The organism is Salmonella sp. NW38 (assembly GCF_051807745.1).
In the GTDB taxonomy this organism is placed as follows: Bacteria; Pseudomonadota; Gammaproteobacteria; order Enterobacterales; family Enterobacteriaceae; genus Salmonella; species Salmonella enterica.
In genome coordinates, this window is record NZ_JAMMTO010000006.1 from 174,787 (window position 1) to 192,650 (window position 17,864).

General features: G+C 55.6%; 18 protein-coding genes and 2 pseudogenes. 7 read left to right on the top strand and 13 right to left on the bottom strand.

Features of this window, described 5'->3' with window-relative positions; translation table 11 throughout:
- Window positions 1–73: 73 nt before the first annotated feature.
- Entirely contained in the window at window positions 74–1,051 is a 978-nt protein-coding gene (gene thiL, locus NA624_RS12635) for a thiamine-phosphate kinase (RefSeq protein WP_000752148.1), read from the top strand.
- Window positions 1,029–1,544: a phosphatidylglycerophosphatase A gene (gene pgpA, locus NA624_RS12640; RefSeq protein WP_000154063.1), complete on the top strand. Its 516-nt coding sequence runs from the start codon at window positions 1,029–1,031 to the stop codon at window positions 1,542–1,544. The genes thiL and pgpA overlap by 23 nt, the downstream gene beginning before the upstream one ends.
- Before the next feature lie 4 nt (window positions 1,545–1,548).
- Here the strand turns inward: pgpA and NA624_RS12645 are convergent.
- The 5 genes and pseudogenes from NA624_RS12645 to xseB all read right to left on the bottom strand — a co-directional run.
- Window positions 1,549–1,640, bottom strand: a pseudogene (locus NA624_RS12645) (hypothetical protein); the annotation flags it as partial.
- 7 nt (window positions 1,641–1,647) lie between these two features.
- A complete protein-coding gene (locus NA624_RS12650; protein ID WP_001199877.1) occupies window positions 1,648–2,622 on the bottom strand; it encodes an aldo/keto reductase in 975 nt (324 codons plus the stop codon).
- Between the two features lie 56 nt (window positions 2,623–2,678).
- Complete coding sequence (dxs, locus tag NA624_RS12655) at window positions 2,679–4,541, bottom strand: 1-deoxy-D-xylulose-5-phosphate synthase (RefSeq protein WP_000006786.1); 1,863 nt, start codon at window positions 4,539–4,541, stop codon at window positions 2,679–2,681.
- A 23-nt stretch (window positions 4,542–4,564) separates the two neighbouring features.
- A complete protein-coding gene (ispA, locus tag NA624_RS12660) occupies window positions 4,565–5,464 on the bottom strand; it encodes a (2E,6E)-farnesyl diphosphate synthase (protein WP_000348074.1) in 900 nt (299 codons plus the stop codon).
- Window positions 5,465–5,707, bottom strand: a complete 243-nt coding sequence (gene xseB, locus NA624_RS12665; protein ID WP_001124944.1) for an exodeoxyribonuclease VII small subunit — start codon at window positions 5,705–5,707, stop codon at window positions 5,465–5,467.
- A gap of 209 nt (window positions 5,708–5,916) precedes the next feature.
- Here xseB and thiI point away from each other — a divergent pair, with 209 nt between their 5' ends.
- Complete coding sequence (thiI, locus tag NA624_RS12670) at window positions 5,917–7,365, top strand: tRNA uracil 4-sulfurtransferase ThiI (protein ID WP_000668655.1); 1,449 nt, start codon at window positions 5,917–5,919, stop codon at window positions 7,363–7,365.
- A gap of 43 nt (window positions 7,366–7,408) precedes the next feature.
- On the opposite strand, the gene phnV is transcribed toward thiI, so the two are convergent.
- From phnV to phnR, 5 genes are all read right to left on the bottom strand, one after another.
- Entirely contained in the window at window positions 7,409–8,206 is a 798-nt protein-coding gene (gene phnV / locus NA624_RS12675) for a 2-aminoethylphosphonate ABC transport system, membrane component PhnV (RefSeq protein ID WP_000909791.1), read from the bottom strand.
- Window positions 8,207–8,208: 2 nt separating this feature from the next.
- Window positions 8,209–9,069, bottom strand: a complete 861-nt coding sequence (gene phnU, locus NA624_RS12680; protein WP_000052716.1) for a 2-aminoethylphosphonate ABC transporter permease subunit — start codon at window positions 9,067–9,069, stop codon at window positions 8,209–8,211.
- A gap of 2 nt (window positions 9,070–9,071) precedes the next feature.
- The gene (phnT, locus tag NA624_RS12685; RefSeq protein ID WP_000928795.1) at window positions 9,072–10,181 is read right to left on the bottom strand and encodes a 2-aminoethylphosphonate ABC transport system ATP-binding subunit PhnT; all 1,110 of its coding nucleotides are present in this window, start codon (window positions 10,179–10,181) and stop codon (window positions 9,072–9,074) included.
- A 5-nt stretch (window positions 10,182–10,186) separates the two neighbouring features.
- Window positions 10,187–11,200 (bottom strand): 2-aminoethylphosphonate ABC transporter substrate-binding protein, encoded by a 1,014-nt coding sequence (phnS, locus tag NA624_RS12690; protein ID WP_000778014.1) that lies wholly within the window; start codon window positions 11,198–11,200, stop codon window positions 10,187–10,189.
- 197 nt (window positions 11,201–11,397) lie between these two features.
- The gene (phnR, locus tag NA624_RS12695; protein WP_000836268.1) at window positions 11,398–12,117 is read right to left on the bottom strand and encodes a phosphonate utilization transcriptional regulator PhnR; all 720 of its coding nucleotides are present in this window, start codon (window positions 12,115–12,117) and stop codon (window positions 11,398–11,400) included.
- 139 nt (window positions 12,118–12,256) lie between these two features.
- On the opposite strand from phnR, the gene phnW reads away from it, so the two are divergent.
- The 3 genes and pseudogenes from phnW to NA624_RS12710 form a co-directional block, all read left to right on the top strand.
- Window positions 12,257–13,360 carry a 2-aminoethylphosphonate--pyruvate transaminase gene (gene phnW, locus NA624_RS12700; RefSeq protein ID WP_000203956.1) on the top strand — a complete coding sequence of 368 codons (1,104 nt, stop codon included), beginning with the start codon at window positions 12,257–12,259 and terminating at the stop codon, window positions 13,358–13,360.
- Between the two features lie 9 nt (window positions 13,361–13,369).
- Window positions 13,370–14,179, top strand: coding sequence for a phosphonoacetaldehyde hydrolase (phnX, locus tag NA624_RS12705; protein WP_001550221.1), 810 nt, complete (start codon window positions 13,370–13,372; stop codon window positions 14,177–14,179).
- Window positions 14,180–14,184: 5 nt separating this feature from the next.
- Window positions 14,185–14,267: pseudogene (locus NA624_RS12710) on the top strand (hypothetical protein); the annotation flags it as partial.
- 8 nt (window positions 14,268–14,275) lie between these two features.
- Here the strand turns inward: NA624_RS12710 and yajL are convergent.
- Both yajL and panE read right to left on the bottom strand, forming a co-directional pair.
- Window positions 14,276–14,866: a protein deglycase YajL gene (yajL, locus tag NA624_RS12715; RefSeq protein WP_001275807.1), complete on the bottom strand. Its 591-nt coding sequence runs from the start codon at window positions 14,864–14,866 to the stop codon at window positions 14,276–14,278.
- Complete coding sequence (gene panE / locus NA624_RS12720) at window positions 14,829–15,740, bottom strand: 2-dehydropantoate 2-reductase (protein ID WP_000705816.1); 912 nt, start codon at window positions 15,738–15,740, stop codon at window positions 14,829–14,831. Before panE ends, yajL begins: the two co-directional genes overlap by 38 nt.
- Before the next feature lie 125 nt (window positions 15,741–15,865).
- On the opposite strand from panE, the gene NA624_RS12725 reads away from it, so the two are divergent.
- Window positions 15,866–16,357 (top strand): YajQ family cyclic di-GMP-binding protein, encoded by a 492-nt coding sequence (locus NA624_RS12725; protein WP_001138913.1) that lies wholly within the window; start codon window positions 15,866–15,868, stop codon window positions 16,355–16,357.
- Window positions 16,358–16,403: 46 nt separating this feature from the next.
- Here the strand turns inward: NA624_RS12725 and NA624_RS12730 are convergent, their stop codons facing one another.
- On the bottom strand, window positions 16,404–17,768 hold the full coding sequence (locus tag NA624_RS12730) for an MFS transporter (protein ID WP_001000935.1): 1,365 nt from the start codon (window positions 17,766–17,768) through the stop codon (window positions 16,404–16,406).
- Between the last annotated feature and the right edge of the window lie 96 nt (window positions 17,769–17,864).

Below are 17,864 nucleotides of genomic sequence, written 5' to 3' on the forward strand. Positions count from 1 at the left end.
AGGCCGGAAAGATAGCGGGCGATCGATACCCGCCGTCTCCGGCCTTTTCTTTTTTTCTGCTGAGGCATAACGTATGGCATGTGGCGAGTTTTCCCTGATTGCCCGTTATTTTGACCGTGTAAGAAGCTCTCGTCTTGATGTTGAAACCGGTATTGGCGACGATTGCGCGCTCCTGAATATTCCTGAAAAGCAGACCCTGGCGATCAGTACCGATACGCTGGTGGCGGGCAACCACTTCCTCCCCAATATCGATCCTGCCGATCTGGCTTATAAAGCGTTGGCGGTGAATTTAAGCGATCTGGCCGCGATGGGGGCCGACCCGGCCTGGTTAACGCTGGCGTTAACGTTGCCGGAAGTGGATGAGCCGTGGCTGGAGGCTTTTAGCGACAGTCTGTTTGCGCTATTGAATTACTACGATATGCAGCTCATTGGCGGCGACACCACGCGTGGACCGCTGTCGATGACGCTGGGTATCCACGGTTATATCCCGGCAGGGCGCGCGCTCAAGCGATCTGGCGCGAAGCCGGGCGACTGGATTTATGTCACCGGTACGCCGGGCGACAGCGCTGCCGGGCTGGCGGTTTTGCAAAACCGGCTACAGGTGTCGGAGGAGACAGACGCTCACTATTTAATTCAACGGCATTTACGCCCGACGCCGCGTATTTTACACGGCCAGGCGCTGCGTGATATCGCCAGCGCGGCTATCGATCTTTCCGATGGTTTGATTTCCGATCTGGGGCATATCGTCAAGGCCAGCGGCTGTGGGGCAAGAGTAGATGTTGATGCGCTGCCAAAATCCGATGCGATGATGCTCCATGTTGATGACGGGCAGGCGCTGCGTTGGGCGCTTTCCGGCGGCGAAGACTATGAGCTGTGCTTTACGGTGCCGGAACTGAACCGTGGCGCGCTGGATGTCGCCATTGGTCAACTGGGTGTTCCCTTTACCTGCATAGGTCAAATGAGCGCAGATATTGAAGGGCTGAATTTTGTACGTGACGGAATGCCTGTCACCTTTGACTGGAAAGGATATGACCATTTTGCCACGCCATAAAGATGTTGCGAAAAGCCGCCTGAATTTGCGCAATCCGTGGCATCTGCTCGCTACCGGCTTTGGCAGTGGGCTGAGCCCCGTGGTGCCGGGCACGATGGGCTCGCTGGCGGCGATCCCCTTCTGGTATTTGATGACGTTTCTGCCGTGGCAGCTTTATTCGCTGGTCGTGATGTTTGGGATCTGCATTGGCGTTTATCTTTGCCATCAGACGGCGAAAGATATGGGCGTACACGACCACGGCAGTATTGTCTGGGATGAATTTATCGGTATGTGGATAACGCTAATGGCGTTGCCGACGACGGACTGGCAGTGGGTGGCAGCCGGGTTCGTTATTTTCCGCATTCTGGATATGTGGAAACCCTGGCCGATCCGTTGGTTTGATCGCAACGTGCACGGCGGCATGGGGATTATGATCGATGATATCGTCGCCGGGGTGATATCCGCCGGCATACTGTATTTTATCGGTCATCACTGGCCGCTCGGTATTATTTAAAGGGTTTGCCGGATGGCGGCGTAAACGCCTTATCCGGCCTCCCCCCGAACAATATGTCGATTTCGCAGGCCCGATAAGCGCCGCGCCATCGGGCAATGGCGGATTATTTAAATCCCACCACCGGATGTTGTTTGTACGGTGTTTCGAGTTCGGCAATCTGCTCCGGTTTGAGCGTTAAATCAACGGCATTCAGCAACTCATCTAACTGCTCTTCACGCGAAGCGCCGATAATCGGCGCGGCGACGCCTCGTTTGCTGAGCAGCCAAGCCAGCGCGACCTGCGCTCGCGTTGCGCCAAGCGCCTCGCTGACGCCAGCCAGCCGTTCCGCTATTTGCGCATCATTTTTATCGCTTTCAGCATATAAATTTTTGCCCACGTCATCCGAGACCTGGCGGGCCGTGGTTTCTCCCCAGGGGCGAGTTAAGCGCCCGCGCGCCAGCGGACTCCACGGAATCACGGCAACGCCTTCCTGCCAGCACAGCGGTAGCATCTCTCGCTCTTCTTCGCGGTAGATCAGGTTATAGTGATCCTGCATGGTGACAAACGGCACCCAGCCGTGTTGTTTTTGTAGCGCCAGTGCCTGGGCAAATTGTGAGGCGTGCATTGAGGAAGCGCCGATATAGCGGGCTTTACCCGCCTTCACCACGTCGTTTAGCGCTTCCAGAGTTTCTTCTATCGGCGTGGTGTAATCCCAGCGGTGGATTTGCAGGATATCGACATACTCCATTCCCAGACGGGTGAGGCTATCGTCAATAGAGCGCAGGATTTGCGCGCGGGACAATCCTTCCGGCAGATCGCCGACGCGATGGAAGACTTTCGTCGCTACCACCACCTCGTCGCGCCGGGCGAAATCACGCAGCGCGCGACCGACAATCTCTTCGCTGCTGCCGTCGGAGTAGCTGTTGGCGGTATCAAAAAAGTTAATGCCGCCCTCAAGGGCGCGCTTGATGATGGGACGGCTGCTCTCTTCGGGAAGCGTCCAGGCGTGATTGCCGCGACTCGGCTCGCCGAATGTCATACAGCCCAGACAAAGGCGGGACACCCGAAGATCTGTATTTCCTAACGTGTTGTATTGCATGACTCCGCTCCTGTTATACCCGTCACTCTTCAAGCATAGCAGGAGCAAAGAGGGGATTATGCCTGCCAGGCCTTGATTTTGGCTTCAATGCCTGCGGCGTCGAGCCCCAGTTCCGCGCGGGCTTCTTCCTGCGTTCCTTGCGGGATAAAGAAATCCGGAAGACCGATATTCAGCACAGGTACAGGTTTACGATGGGCCATTAGCACTTCGTTTACGCCGCTGCCAGCGCCGCCCATAATGGCGTTTTCTTCCAGCGTCACCAGCGCGTCATGCTGCGCGGCCATCTCCAGAATTAACGTGTCGTCCAGCGGCTTAACAAAGCGCATGTCGACCAGCGTGGCGTTCAGCGCTTCGGCGACTTTCGCCGCCTCAGGCATTAAGGTGCCAAAGTTCAGAATCGCCAGTTTTTCGCCATGACGCTTCACAACGCCTTTACCAATAGGCAGTTTTTCCAGCGGGGTTAGCGCCACGCCCTGTGCATTACCGCGTGGATAACGTACTGCCGTCGGGCCGTCGTTATAGTGATACCCGGTAAATAACATCTGGCGACATTCGTTTTCGTCGCTTGGCGTCATGATCACCATATCCGGGATGCAGCGCAGATAGGAGAGATCGAACGCGCCCTGGTGTGTTTGTCCATCCGCGCCAACGATACCGGCGCGATCGATGGCGAACATGACCGGCAGTTTCTGGATAGCGACGTCATGGATGACCTGATCGTAGGCGCGTTGCAGGAAAGTAGAGTAGATCGCCACGACGGGCTTATAGCCGCCAATCGCCAGACCTGCGGCGAAGGTGACGGCATGCTGCTCGGCGATGGCGACGTCAAAATAGCGATCCGGGAATTTACGTGAAAATTCCACCATGCCGGAACCTTCGCGCATTGCTGGGGTGATCGCCATCAGCTTGCTGTCTTTGGCGGCGGTTTCACACAGCCAGTCACCGAAGATTTTTGAATAACCGGGCAGACCGCCGCTGCTTTTCGGCAAACATCCGCTGGAAGGATCAAATTTAGGCACCGCATGGAAAGTGATCGGATCTTTTTCCGCGGGCTCATAGCCGCGGCCTTTCTTGGTCATGATATGCAGGAACTGCGGGCCTTTCAGGTCGCGCATGTTCTTCAATGTGCTGATAAGCCCCATGACATCGTGACCATCGACCGGCCCGATGTAGTTAAAGCCCAGCTCTTCGAACAGTGTGCCCGGCACAACCATGCCTTTAATATGTTCTTCGGTACGCTTGAGCAGTTCTTTAATTGGCGGTACGCCGGAGAAGACCTTTTTTCCGCCTTCGCGCAGAGAAGAGTAAAGCTTACCGGAAAGTAGCTGCGCCAGATGGTTGTTGAGCGCGCCGACGTTTTCCGAAATCGACATTTCATTGTCGTTCAGAATGACCAGCATGTCGGGCCGGATATCGCCTGCGTGATTCATTGCTTCAAACGCCATACCGGCGGTGATGGCGCCGTCGCCAATCACACAGACGGTGCGGCGATCTTTGCCTTCTTTCTCCGCCGCCACGGCAATGCCGATACCGGCGCTGATGGAGGTGGAGGAATGCCCAACGCTCAGCACATCGTATTCGCTTTCTCCGCGCCACGGGAACGGGTGCAGACCGCCTTTCTGGCGAATGGTGCCGATTTTGTCGCGACGACCGGTAAGGATTTTATGTGGATAAGCCTGGTGTCCAACATCCCAGATTAGCTGGTCAAACGGGGTGTTGTAGACATAATGCAGCGCCACGGTAAGTTCTACCGTGCCCAGCCCGGAAGCGAAGTGCCCGCTGGAACGGCTTACGCTGTCGAGTAAGTAGCGGCGTAGCTCGTCGCAGAGTTTCGGCAGACTCTCTTTCGGTAACAGTCGTAACTCCTGGGTGGAGTCGACCAATGCCAGGGTAGGGTATTTGGCTATATCAAAACTCATCGCAAGCTCATTGGATATGGGGTTTATTTATCACGCTGGATTATGTAGTTCGCTAGCGCTTCCAGTGCCGAGGTGTCCAGTGATTGCGCGGCCAGCTGATGTAACGACTGACGGGCGTCCTCTATCAGGTCCCGGGCTTTATTCCGGGCTTGCTCAAGACCCAGAAGTGCAGGGTAGGTACTTTTGCCAAGCTGCTGGTCTGCGCCCTGACGTTTACCTAACGTTGCAGTATCGCCCACCACATCCAGAATGTCATCCTGAACCTGGAAGGCAAGGCCGATACTCTCTGCATAGCGGTCAAGTATCGGCAGAGTATTCCGTCCTTTATCGCCCGCGCTCAATGCGCCAAGTCTAACGGCGGCGCGAATGAGCGCGCCGGTCTTATGGCGATGAATGCGTTCCAGCGCGTCCAGAGTGATCCGCTGGCCTTCTGCCGCCAGATCCAATGCCTGACCGCCGCACATACCGGCGATACCGCTGGCGTTCGCCAGTTCGGCGATCATCGCGATACGATCGCGATCGGCGACTTCCGGCATCGGCGCGTCGCTGATAATGGCAAACGCCAGCGTCTGCAACGCGTCTCCCGCCAGGATTGCGTTGGCTTCGCCAAATTTAATATGGCAAGTCGGCAGGCCGCGACGCAAATCGTCATCGTCCATTGCTGGCAGGTCGTCATGGATCAGCGAATAGGCATGAATGCATTCGACCGCCGCAGCTGGCGCATCCAGCGTTGCCGTACTGACGCCAAACATTTGACCGGTGGCGTAAACCAGAAATGGCCGCAGGCGTTTACCGCCTAATAATGCGCCATACTGCATGGCTTCGACCACGGGAGTGTTCTGAAAGGGCAGTGGCGCGATAAAACGGCTCAGCGCCTGATTCGCTTGCGTTACGCAAGCCTGTAGCTGCTGCGTAAAGTCCATTTACTCATTATCCGCGATAAAAGGCTCAGGTGAAGCCTCTTCATTATCAGACAGCAAAATTTGCACGCGCTGTTCCGCCTGCTGCAGTTTTGCCTGCCCCTGACGCGCCAGTTGTACGCCGCGCTCGAATTCATTCAGCGCGTCTTCCAGCGGCAAATCGCCGCTTTCCAGGCGGGTAACAATATGTTCCAGCTCGCTCAGCGCAGTTTCAAAGCTGGCGGGCGCCTCATTTTTCTTCGGCATGATGACTGTTTGACTCTCTGTAATGGCAGCACAAGTCTATGGTAACGGACTCACACTGATAAGCAAATAACGCGCAATGGTAAGGGGAAATGCGCAAGATGTCCGTGATAGTGATATACTTCCGCGCCTGGATGCAGCCGTAGGTATGGGCTGCTGTACTATTTCTCCACGACAAGCCTTAGATAGCTTGCTAAAGAACCATTGCCGCCATGAAGTTTATCATTAAATTGTTCCCGGAAATCACTATCAAAAGCCAATCTGTGCGTTTGCGCTTTATAAAAATTTTAACCGGGAACATCCGTAACGTTTTAAAGCACTACGATGAGACCCTCGCGGTTGTCCGTCACTGGGATAACATTGAAGTTCGCGCCAAAGATGAAAACCAGCGTCTGGCGATTCGCGACGCGCTGACCCGCATTCCGGGGATCCACCATATTCTTGAAGTCGAAGATGTGCCGTTCACCGATATGCACGACATTTTCGAGAAAGCGTTGGCGCAGTATCGCGAGCAGCTTGAAGGCAAAACCTTCTGCGTGCGCGTAAAACGTCGCGGTAAGCATGAGTTTAGTTCCATTGAGGTGGAGCGCTATGTCGGCGGCGGATTAAATCAGCATATTGAATCGGCGCGCGTGAAGCTCACTAACCCGGATGTGACGGTGCATCTGGAAGTGGAAGATGATCGCCTGCTGCTGATCAAAGGGCGTTATGAAGGTATTGGCGGTTTCCCGATTGGCACCCAGGAAGATGTGCTGTCGCTGATCTCCGGCGGTTTTGACTCCGGCGTCTCCAGCTATATGCTGATGCGTCGCGGCTGCCGCGTACACTACTGCTTCTTTAACCTTGGCGGCGCGGCGCATGAAATCGGTGTTCGCCAGGTGGCGCATTACCTGTGGAACCGCTTTGGCAGCTCCCATCGCGTGCGTTTTGTGGCGATTAACTTCGAACCGGTGGTCGGCGAGATTCTGGAGAAAGTTGACGACGGCCAGATGGGCGTGGTGCTCAAACGTATGATGGTACGCGCGGCGTCGAAAGTGGCGGAACGTTACGGCGTACAGGCGCTGGTGACCGGCGAAGCGCTGGGCCAGGTGTCCAGCCAGACGCTAACCAATTTGCGCTTGATCGATAACGTGTCTGACACGCTGATCTTGCGCCCGCTGATCTCTTACGATAAAGAGCACATTATCAACCTGGCGCGCCAGATTGGTACGGAAGATTTTGCCCGTACGATGCCGGAATACTGTGGCGTGATTTCAAAAAGTCCGACGGTGAAAGCCATTAAAGCGAAAATTGAAGCCGAAGAAGAAAATTTCGACTTCAGTATTCTCGATAAGGTGGTAGAAGAAGCGAGCAACGTCGATATTCGTGAAATCGCCCAGCAGACCCAGCAGGAGGTGGTGGAAGTAGAAACCGTGAGCGGTTTTGGCGCCAACGATGTGATTCTGGATATCCGTTCTGTGGATGAACAGGATGACAAGCCGCTGAAAGTTGAAGGTGTGGACGTGGTTTCGCTGCCTTTCTACAAGCTGAGCACTAAATTTGGCGATCTCGATCAGAGCAAAACCTGGCTGCTATGGTGCGAACGCGGCGTAATGAGTCGCCTGCAGGCGCTCTATCTGCGCGAGCAGGGGTTTGCCAATGTGAAGGTGTATCGCCCGTAATTCCTTTGCCGGGTGGCGGCTATGTCCTACCCGGCCTATCGTTTTATTTCTGCCCCAACCGTTTTGCAATGCGCTCCAGCTTCATCATCAGCAGCAGCGTAATGGCCACCAGCACAATGGTCAGCGCCGCGCCGTCGGCGATATTTCCACGGTCGGTCAGGCTAAAGATAGCCACCGGCAGCGTCGTCCAGCCCGGCGGATAAATCATCATCGTCGCGCCCAACTCCCCCATGGAGAGCGATAAACTCAGCGCCAGCGCTGACATCATCCACGGCATCAATAACGGCAACGTCACGTGACGCAGACGATACCAGGGCGATGCCCCCAGACTCGACGCGACGTTTTCAATATCGGCGGAAATTCGCGCCAGTCCGGTCGACACGTTACTGAAGGTAAAGGCGGAAATCAGCACAAAGTGCGCTGTCAGCACAATCCATAGGGTGCCGTTCATTTGCAATGGCCCCTGGCTGAAAGCAACCAGAATACCCAGGCCCACGGACACTGACGGAATCGCACTCGGCAGATAGAACACCATACTTAACCATTTCTGCGTTTTCACCCCATATTGACGCAGCGCCAGCGCCGCCCAAACGCCGCAAAGCAGCGCAAACAGGCTGGCGCAAAAGCCAATCGTGAGGCTGGCAAGTAGGGCATCCCATGCCGCACCGTGCAGAGCGTTAACAAAGTGGTTCAGCGTGAAGCCACTCGGCAGAATACCGTTCCACTGCTGGCTAAGGCTGGACATCAGAATCACCGCCAGCGGCAGGAAAAAGAACACGATAAACAGTACGCTAGCCACAACGCCCGCCGCTGCGCGTCCTTTAGGTGACCAAATTAGCATGGCTAGCTCCTTACGCCGGTACGCGATGCCGCCAGGCGATAGAGGGAGAACAGTCCCAGCGACAAGACAATGTTAATCAACGCAATCATGCAGGCGACCGTATAGTCGGACTCCAGAATCGCTTTGCTGTAAACCATCATCGGCAGGGTGTTAACTCCCTTCGCGCCAATAAACAGTACGATGCCAAACTCGTTAGTGGTCAACAGCAGGCACAGGCTGCCACCAGCCATCAGCGCCGGTAGCGCCGCCGGGAAAATCACCTGCCCAATCACCCGTAATGGGTGCGCCCCCAGAATGCTGGCTGCCTCTAGCTGGCTTTTATCAATTTGCCGCAGCGCGGCCATCAGTGGCCGCATCACCAGCGGAGTGAACACCGTGATCTCCGCCAGAATGACGCCCTGCATCGAGTAGAGAAAATCCACCGGCGGTAGCTCAAAGGCAAACAGGCTCATCAGCGTACCGTTGAGCAGACCCGCTGACCCATAAATAAAGGTGAACGCCAGCGTAATCAGGAAGGTCGGCAGCGCAATAAAAGTATCGACGACCCGACCAATCAACTCGCTGCCGGGGAAAGGAATAAACACCAGAATCAGCGACATCACGCTGCCCAGCAGCAGGCAACCGGCGGTGGCGAAAAAGGCGATTTGCAACGTGTTCAGCAACGCGCCGACAAAGCGTTTCGAGTCGACCACCTGGCGGAAGGTCTCGAGCCCGATCTCGCCATTGGCACCGCGTAGCGCCTGTTCAACGATGAGCGACAGAGGCCAGAAAAACAGTGTCGCCAGCACCAGCAACGGGAGCAGCAGCCACAGCAGCGGGCGTAGGTTAAGCGCCGGTTTTTCCAGAGGTAAAATGAGTGACATGGTTATACCTCAATCAGGACCGCATCATCCGGTTCGAACCACAGCGCCAGCTTGTCGCCCACGCGCGGCAGCGGATTGACATGCGTCAACACCATCCGCACCGTTTCGCCAGCAACGTCACACAACAGATGGGTTAAATCGCCCTGCCAGTGCACCGATTGCAGTGTGGCGTTGAAGCGGTTGCTGTAGGCCGAACGCGGCGTCAGGCTGAGGTGCTGAGGACGAATGCACAGCAGTTTGTTGTAACCGTGGTGGCTGCCCTGGCTGAACGCGCGAATCACCGCACCGCCGCAGCTGACGTCCACCAGCCCCGGAATCTCCGTTATCCCCAGCGCAATGGCGGAGAGAATATTGGCGCGACCTAAGAATTCGGCGGCAAAACGATTGGGCGGATGCTGATATAGCGCGCGGGTTTCGCCGTGAGCAATCAGCGAGCCATCCTTCATAATGCCGATTTTATCGGCCAGGGTGAGCGCTTCCGTTTGATCGTGGGTGACGTAGAGAATAGTGAGTTCCGGCAGCTCACGGTGAAGACGGGCGATTTCTTCCACCATATTATGACGAATCTGTGCGTCCAGCGCTGACAGTGGTTCATCCAGCAACAGCACGCGCGGGCGCACGGCAATCGCGCGGGCGATGGCCACGCGTTGCTGCTGGCCGCCGGAAAGTTGATGCGGATAACGGGTGGCGTAATCACTCATGCCAACCGTTTTCAGCGCCTGCGTGACACGCTCATTAATTAGCGCCTTTGGCTGCTTCTGCGCACGCAGACCAAAAGCGACGTTGTCTTCCACTTTCAGATGCGGGAACAAGGCGTAGTTCTGCACCACCATCGCCAACCCGCGTTTATAGGGTGGCAGATGGGTGACGTCCGTATCGCCAATCAGAATACGACCGCCTGCAGGCTGCACAAAGCCCGCAACCGCACGCAGCACCGTCGTTTTTCCAGATCCTGATGGGCCAATCAGCGCCAGCACTTCGCCAGGTTCAATCGTCAAAGAGAGCGGTTTAAGCACCACGTTGCCGTGATACGCAACGCGCAGCGAGTCGAGGACTATCCCCGATGTCCCCTGCGATGCAGGGGCGTGAACGGCGGTCGTTTTCATCAGCATCAGGCTTACTCGCTTTCGGTCACTTTGTGCCAACGGCTAATATCTGCCGACAGCGAAACGGCTACGTCATCCCAATTTGGCTGCCAGCTCTGCACGCCTTCTAACGCGGCAGTGGCGGCCTTGTAATGTTCGTCGCTCGGCGTCACGTCGCTGCGTACTGGCATTCCCCAGGAGAGTTCGCTGACGCGAGTCTGCGCTTCTTTACTCAGCAGGAAGTTAATCAGCTTTTTACCGTTTTCACTCTGCGGCGCCCCCTGGACCAGGCCAATGACATAAGGGATGGCCAGCGCGCTGCGCTCGCCTTTGTCGTTGGCCGGCCAGAAGATTTTCACGTTCGGGTTACGTTCCATCTGCGCGAGGTTCATTTGCAGGTCGCCGTTAGCGACGTAGATTTCACCTTTATTAACCAGCGCGGTTAGCTTGCCGGTAGAGGCAGATGGCCCGACGTTATTGGCCTGCAGCTTGCCGAGATACGCAAAACCGGCATCTTTACTGCCGAAGCTGTGGAAAGCCTGCAGCATCACCGCCGTGCCGTCAGCGGCTTGACCTGGCGTGGAATACTGGAGTTTATTTTTGAATTTACCGTCAAGCAGATCCTGCCAGCTCGCCGGGGCAGTTTTCAGCAGCTTGCTGTTGTAGATAAAGCTCAGATAGTTCTTTACCAGCGGCGAATAAAGGTTGTTGGCATCGGGGATAGCCGATGCGGCGTCGGTGTTAAAGTTCGCCAGCAGCTTTTCGGCGGCGGCGCGCTGAATGAATGGCGGCGCGGTTACCAGCACGTCGGCTTGCGGATTCGTACGCTCTTTTGCCAGACGTTCCACTACCACGCCACCACCGCCTTCAACATAGCGTACGGTAATGCCGGTCGCTTTAGTGAATGCGTCAAACTGCACCTGGTACCAGCTGTTATCGCCATCGTGCAGCCCGTCGATGGAGTACACCGTGACCACTGATTCCGCCCATGACGGGGCGCTGGCGAGAGCGAAGACAGACTGCAGAGCAAGTCGGGAAAGTTTCATCGTAATAGCCTCATAGCGTACATTGCATTTTCTGGCCTATACCAGGTTTGCTTTTTACGCTAAACGGCTTATGTGACAAAACGATGAAAAAGAAATAAATCAGTCCACGCCGGAGGATGCTGCGCTTATCCGGATAGCCGTGAGACGATACGATTGACAGGCCGGATAAGGCTCGCAGCCAACATCCGGCGCATCCGCTAGTGGGTATCTACCTCAATGCGCAGGCTGTCGTGACGCCAGTATTCGATATCCAGATCCAGCACTCGCCCGTGTTGATCGTAGTTCAGACGGCGCAGCAACAGCGCCGGGCGTCCTTCCATAACTCCCAGCGCCTGTGCGGCCTGCGCAGGCATGGCGGTGGGGTAGAACGACAGATGCATGCTGGTATAGACGAGGTTGTAGTGCGACTCGTATACCTCGGTCAGGCTGCCGTTGAGATCGTACTGCAGCAGCTCAGGCACGCGGGCGGGCAAACAATGGTTTTCGCAGTAGCACACGGCGCGGCCATCGGCGTAACGCAGACGGGTCAGAAGATAAATTTGATCAAACGGCTGGAGCTGGAGGGGCTCCATGACCTCGACAGGCACGGTGGTTAACACGCCGCTCAGTAGCGCGGTTTTTGGCTCCCGCCCCTGCTCGCGGCAAAGCTTATGGAAGTTGGTGTTCTGGGTCGGATCCAGCCACAGGCGTTCCGGCGTAACGAACCAACCGCGACGATCGGCGCGCCAGATAAGCCCACTGGACTCCAGCTGCGCCAGGCTTTCGCGAATAGTAATGCGCGTGGTGTTGAAGATCGCGCACAGTTCGCGTTCAGACGGCAGTTTATCACCGCTTTTCAACGCACCGCTCTGAATACGCGCCTGAAGCTGCGCCTTGATCAACAGGTACTGCGGGATATCGCCCGGGATAGATTTCATGCTTACTCGCTTCCGTTTTACCTGCCGCCATTATACAAGCAGAGATGAATTTTTTGTTGCAGCGCGATTTTCTCTTTGACCCGTCGCGGCAAAGATCGTCATGATAAATGCAATCTGGTATAGACCAAAGGTAAATAACATGACTTCGCGTAACTATCTGCTGCTGACTCCTGGCCCGCTCACCACCTCTCGCACCGTGAAAGAAGCGATGTTGTTCGATAGCTGTACCTGGGATGATGATTACAATATCGGCGTGGTAGAACAGATCCGCCAGCAGTTGACCGCACTGGCAACGGCCTCCGAAGGCTACACCTCCGTACTGCTGCAAGGCAGCGGCAGCTATGCTGTGGAAGCCGTACTGGGCAGCGCATTGGGGCCGCAGGATAAGGTGCTGATCGTCAGCAACGGTGCATACGGCGCACGAATGGTCGAGATGGCCGGCCTTATGGGTATCGCCCATCACGCTTACGACTGCGGCGAAGTTGCGCGCCCGGACGTGCAGGCGATCGACGCGATCCTCAACGCCGACCCGACGATCAGCCATATCGCCATGGTGCATAGCGAAACGACCACCGGGATGCTCAACCCCATTGATGAGGTGGGCGCTCTGGCGCATCGCTATGGCAAAACCTACATCGTTGACGCCATGAGCAGCTTCGGCGGCATCCCCATGGATATTGCAGCATTACACATCGATTATCTGATCAGCTCCGCCAATAAATGCATTCAGGGCGTGCCGGGTTTTGCTTTCGTGATTGCCCGCGAGCAAAAACTGGCCGCGTGCAAAGGGCGTTCCCGCTCGCTGTCGTTAGATCTCTACGCCCAGTGGCGCTGCATGGAGGATAACCACGGCAAATGGCGTTTTACTTCGCCCACTCATACCGTCCTGGCGTTTGCCCAGGCGTTGAAAGAGCTGGCGGAAGAAGGTGGCGTGGCGGCACGTCATCAACGCTATCAGCAAAATCAGCGCAGCCTGGTGGCCGGAATGCGGGCGCTGGGCTTTAACACGCTGCTGGATGACGAACTTCATTCGCCCATTATCACCGCCTTTTATTCACCGGAAGACCCGCAGTATCGCTTTAGCGAATTTTATCGCCGCCTCAAAGAGCAGGGCTTTGTTATCTATCCAGGCAAAGTGTCGCAAAGCGACTGCTTTCGCATCGGCAACATTGGTGAAGTATATGCCGCCGATATCACAGCCCTGCTGACCGCCATTCGTACCGCCATGTACTGGACGAAATAAGGAACCATGATGAACCGTATTCACGCTGTTATTCTCGACTGGGCGGGCACCACCGTCGATTTTGGCTCCTTCGCGCCGACGCAAATTTTCGTCGAGGCGTTCCGTCAGGCATTTGATGTGGAGATCACCCTCGCCGAAGCACGCGTGCCAATGGGGCTGGGTAAATGGCAACACATTGAAGCGCTGGGAAAATTACCTGCTGTTGACGCGCGCTGGCAGGCAAAGTTTGGCCGCTCCATGAGTGCAGCAGATATTGATGCCATCTATGCCGCCTTCATGCCGTTACAGATTGCTAAAGTTGTCGATTTTTCTTCTCCTATTGCCGGAGTTATCGACACGATCGCGGCGCTAAGAGCCGAGGGCATTAAGATAGGCTCCTGCTCCGGTTACCCACGAGCGGTGATGGAGCGCCTGGTCCCCGCCGCCGCTGAGCATGGTTATCGTCCGGATCATTGGGTGGCAACGGACGACCTGGTCGCGGGTGGTCGCCCGGGGCCGTGGATGGCGCTGCAAAACGTGATTGCGCTGGGCATTGATGCGGTCGCGCACTGTGTGAAGGTAGATGATGCCGCGCCGGGCATTAGCGAGGGGCTTAACGCGGGTATGTGGACGGTGGGGCTGGCGGTATCGGGTAACGAATTCGGCGCAACATGGGACGCCTATCAAACAATGTCGAAAGAGGACGTTGCGGTCCGCCGCGAGCACGCGGCCAGCAAGCTGTACGCCGCCGGGGCGCATTACGTGGTGGATTCACTGGCGGATTTACCTGGGGTGATTGCGCATATTAATGCGCGTCTGGCGCAGGGCGAACGCCCGTAAAATAACTGCCGGATGGCGCTGCCGCTTATTCGGCCTACAGACTGTACCGTTTTGTAGGCCGGATAAGGTGTTTACGCCGCCATCCGGCAATCATTCTTATTCGTAGTAGTTATAAATCCCCGCCGCCATCACCAGTTGCGAAGCCACTTCATGCGCTTTTTCACGACCAGCCAACAGGTCGATGATTTTCAAGCCAAAATCGATAGCGGTACCCGGTCCCTGGCTGGTTAATAATTTTACCCGCGCATCCCACACCACACGCTTATCCTGCCACTGTTCAGCGGGGATCTTATCTTTCAGCGCCGGAAAACCGGTCATATTGCCGATAGGGAAGATATCGTGCGGCACGAGCACTGTGGCGGCTGCGGCGCAAATGGCTGCGACAATGCGCCCGGAGCGGTGAAACTGTTTTACGGTTTCGACCAGCAGCGGGCTGTCGCGAAAGCACTCGGCGCCTTTAATTCCGCCGGGCAACACGATGATGTCATAATCGCCGTCGGCAACTTCAACCAGCGGCGCATCCGCCAGCAGCTTTACACCGCGCGAGCAGACAATCGTCAGGTTGCCATCGCTGGCGACGCTGGCGGTAGTGACGTGGATTCCGCCGCGAACCAGCAGATCGATAGTGGTGACCGCTTCGGTCTCTTCACTACCAGGGGCGAGGCATACCAGTGCCTGAGCGCTCATACTCACTCTCCTTTCGCTTTACCATTTCAAACAGGCGGCTATTTTCCGGAACGGCGAGACCGTGCACGCGGGCGCGCTTGAGTAAATAACCGGTGATGTAGTCAATTTCGGTATGGCGCATGGCGCGCACGTCCTGCAACATGGATGAGATGTTTTCTGCCGTACTGTCAATCACTTGCTCAACATAATAGCGTAAATCGTCTGCCGATGTGTGGTAGCCTTCACGTTCAATCACGGCGGCGACCTCTTCGCAAATCGCGTTGATTTCATCAGTATGATGGCGCAGCTCGCCGTTCGGGCAGTTCCAAAGCGCGGTGAGCGGGTTGATAACACAGTTGACCGCCAGTTTGCGCCACATCTCTGCGCGGATATTGTTATGCCAGGCGACATCGGGCAGTACCCCCTGCAGGATATCGGCGAGATAACTGTAATCGCCGTCTTGCTCGCGCGCCGGGCCAATATGCGTAGTACCGTTAGCGACATGAATAATGATATTACCGTCGCGGCGCGCAGCATGGGTGATAGTCCCCATCAACATCGGCTGCTGGATATTTTGCAGTTCTTCTATGGTTCCCATTCCATTATGAATGAGCAGGATAGGCGACGTCACCGGTAAGGTTGACGCCAGAGTTCGTACTGCGTCGGAAACCTGCCACGCTTTCAGCGTGACTAATAACAGTTCGCTCTTCGCCAAAAAATCCGGATCGTTTGCCGTCAGTGATTCGTTGAAAAAGGAACCATCGGTATCGATCAAATTTACGCTGCAATAAGGTTGTGGCACCCGTAGCCAGCCCTGTACGTCATGTCCGTGTTTGCACAGTGCCGAAAGCCAAAGTTGTCCTAAGGCTCCGCATCCCAGTACAGTAATTTTCATTGTTCCTCCTCACCTGCAACAGCGCCAGGTGTTATGGCGCTAATTATAGCGTCATCAGCTAAGCTTCTCGTTAAGCCTCGTTGCAGGTATTATGCAACGCAACGAAAATGAAGGGAGAAGAAAAGATGCCATCTTTCGATATTGTTTCTGAAGTTGATCTGCAGGAAGCGCGTAACGGCGTGGATAACGCGGTTCGCGAGGTTGAGTCTCGTTTTGACTTTCGTGGCGTAGAGGCGACTATTGAACTGAACGATGCCAATAAAACCATCAAGGTGCTGAGCGAGTCCGATTTCCAGGTCAATCAGTTGCTCGATATTCTGCGCGCCAAGCTGCTTAAACGCGGTATTGAAGGCGCTTCGCTGGATGTACCGGACGAGTTCGTGCATAGCGGTAAAACCTGGTATGTGGAAGCGAAGCTGAAGCAGGGCATTGAAAGCGCCGTGCAGAAGAAAATCGTCAAGCTGATTAAAGACAGCAAACTGAAGGTGCAGGCGCAAATTCAGGGGGAAGAGATTCGCGTGACGGGCAAATCACGTGACGATCTGCAATCGGTAATGGCGCTGGTTCGCGGCGGCGATTTGGGCCAGCCGTTCCAGTTCAAAAACTTCCGCGATTAAGTTGTTATGCCGGATAGAGCCTCGTCGCCATCCGGCAATGCTGCATTCATCCTTTGCTGATAAGCTGTTCAACTTCAAAGCGATTGGTCACTTTGCTGTCGATTTTGACGTAAGCGGAATGCTCTTCCGCCACGATCAGCGCTTCGCTTACGCCTTTCATTGCCAACAGTCGCTGTTTTAGCCTGTCGTCAGCAACGATATCCGCTGGAATTTCCACACGCAGGCTGCTGACATAGGGCGGCTCTTTCATGGTACTTGCCACCGCCAGCCATACCATCGCCAGTACGGCCCCGGCAAGAAAAACGGTTTGCCCATCAAACGTGCCGTCTATCCAGCCGCCCAGCGAGCCGCCAAGCGCCACGCCAAGAAACTGACTGGTAGAATAGACGCCCATCGCCGTTCCTTTATACCCCGCGGGCGACTCTTTGCTAATAAGAGAAGGCAGCAGCGCCTCCATCAAATTAAAGGCAAGGAAAAAGAGTTGTACGCCAATCACCAGCTCCCAGAAATGCTGGCCCGCTCCCCATAACACGATTTCTGCGACGATAATGAGCCCCACGCAGAACAGGAATACCTGCTTCATCCGCCGTTTGACTTCAGCATAGATAATAAAAGGCACGACGGCGGCAAAGGCGATCACCATGGTTGCCAGATACACCTTCCAGTGTTCGGCGGCAGGAAAACCGGCATCGGCAAGCTGGCCGGGCAGGGCGACAAAGGTGGACATCAATAAAATATGCAGACACATAATGCCGAAATTAAGCTTGAGCAGCCTCGGCTCCGCCAGCACTTTACTGAAGCTGCCTTTGACCATCCCGGATTCGCGATTCAGCACATGGTTGGTACTGTTGGGAACCACCCAGATCGTCAGAAGAATGCCCAGGGTGGCGAGGGCGGCGATCATCCAGAACAACGCGTTCAATCCCAGACTATGGGTAACAATTGGCCCTAATACCATCGCAATCGCGAAGGTGATACCAAAGCTGACGCCGATAAACGCCATCGCTTTGGTGCGGTTTTGCTCTCGGGTCAGGTCAGACAGGAGCGCCATGACGGCGGCGGCAATAGCGCCGGACCCTTGTAGCGCTCGCCCCAGAATAATGCCCCAGATTGAGTGGGAGAGCGCGGCAATGACGCTGCCCGCGACAAATACCGCCAGTCCGCCGACAATCAGTGGTTTACGGCCAATGCGGTCGGACAGCAGCCCAAAGGGAATTTGAAAGATAGCCTGCGCCAGCCCGTAAATGCCGATCGCAATGCCGATTAATGCTTCGCTGGCGCCCTGTAGCGCCATACCGTATGTGGTCAGTACCGGTAGAACCATAAACATGCCCAGCATACGCAACGAAAAGACGGTCCCTAAACCCCATGTGGCACGCAGCTCCCCTGGCGTCATTTTATAATCGTTCATTGCCACCTCTGTATGAAATTCGCACCTAGTGTAAAGCGCCAGGTTGGTTGGGTAAATATGCGCTTTATTAACAAATGTTGTGGTGGTGAGGGTAGG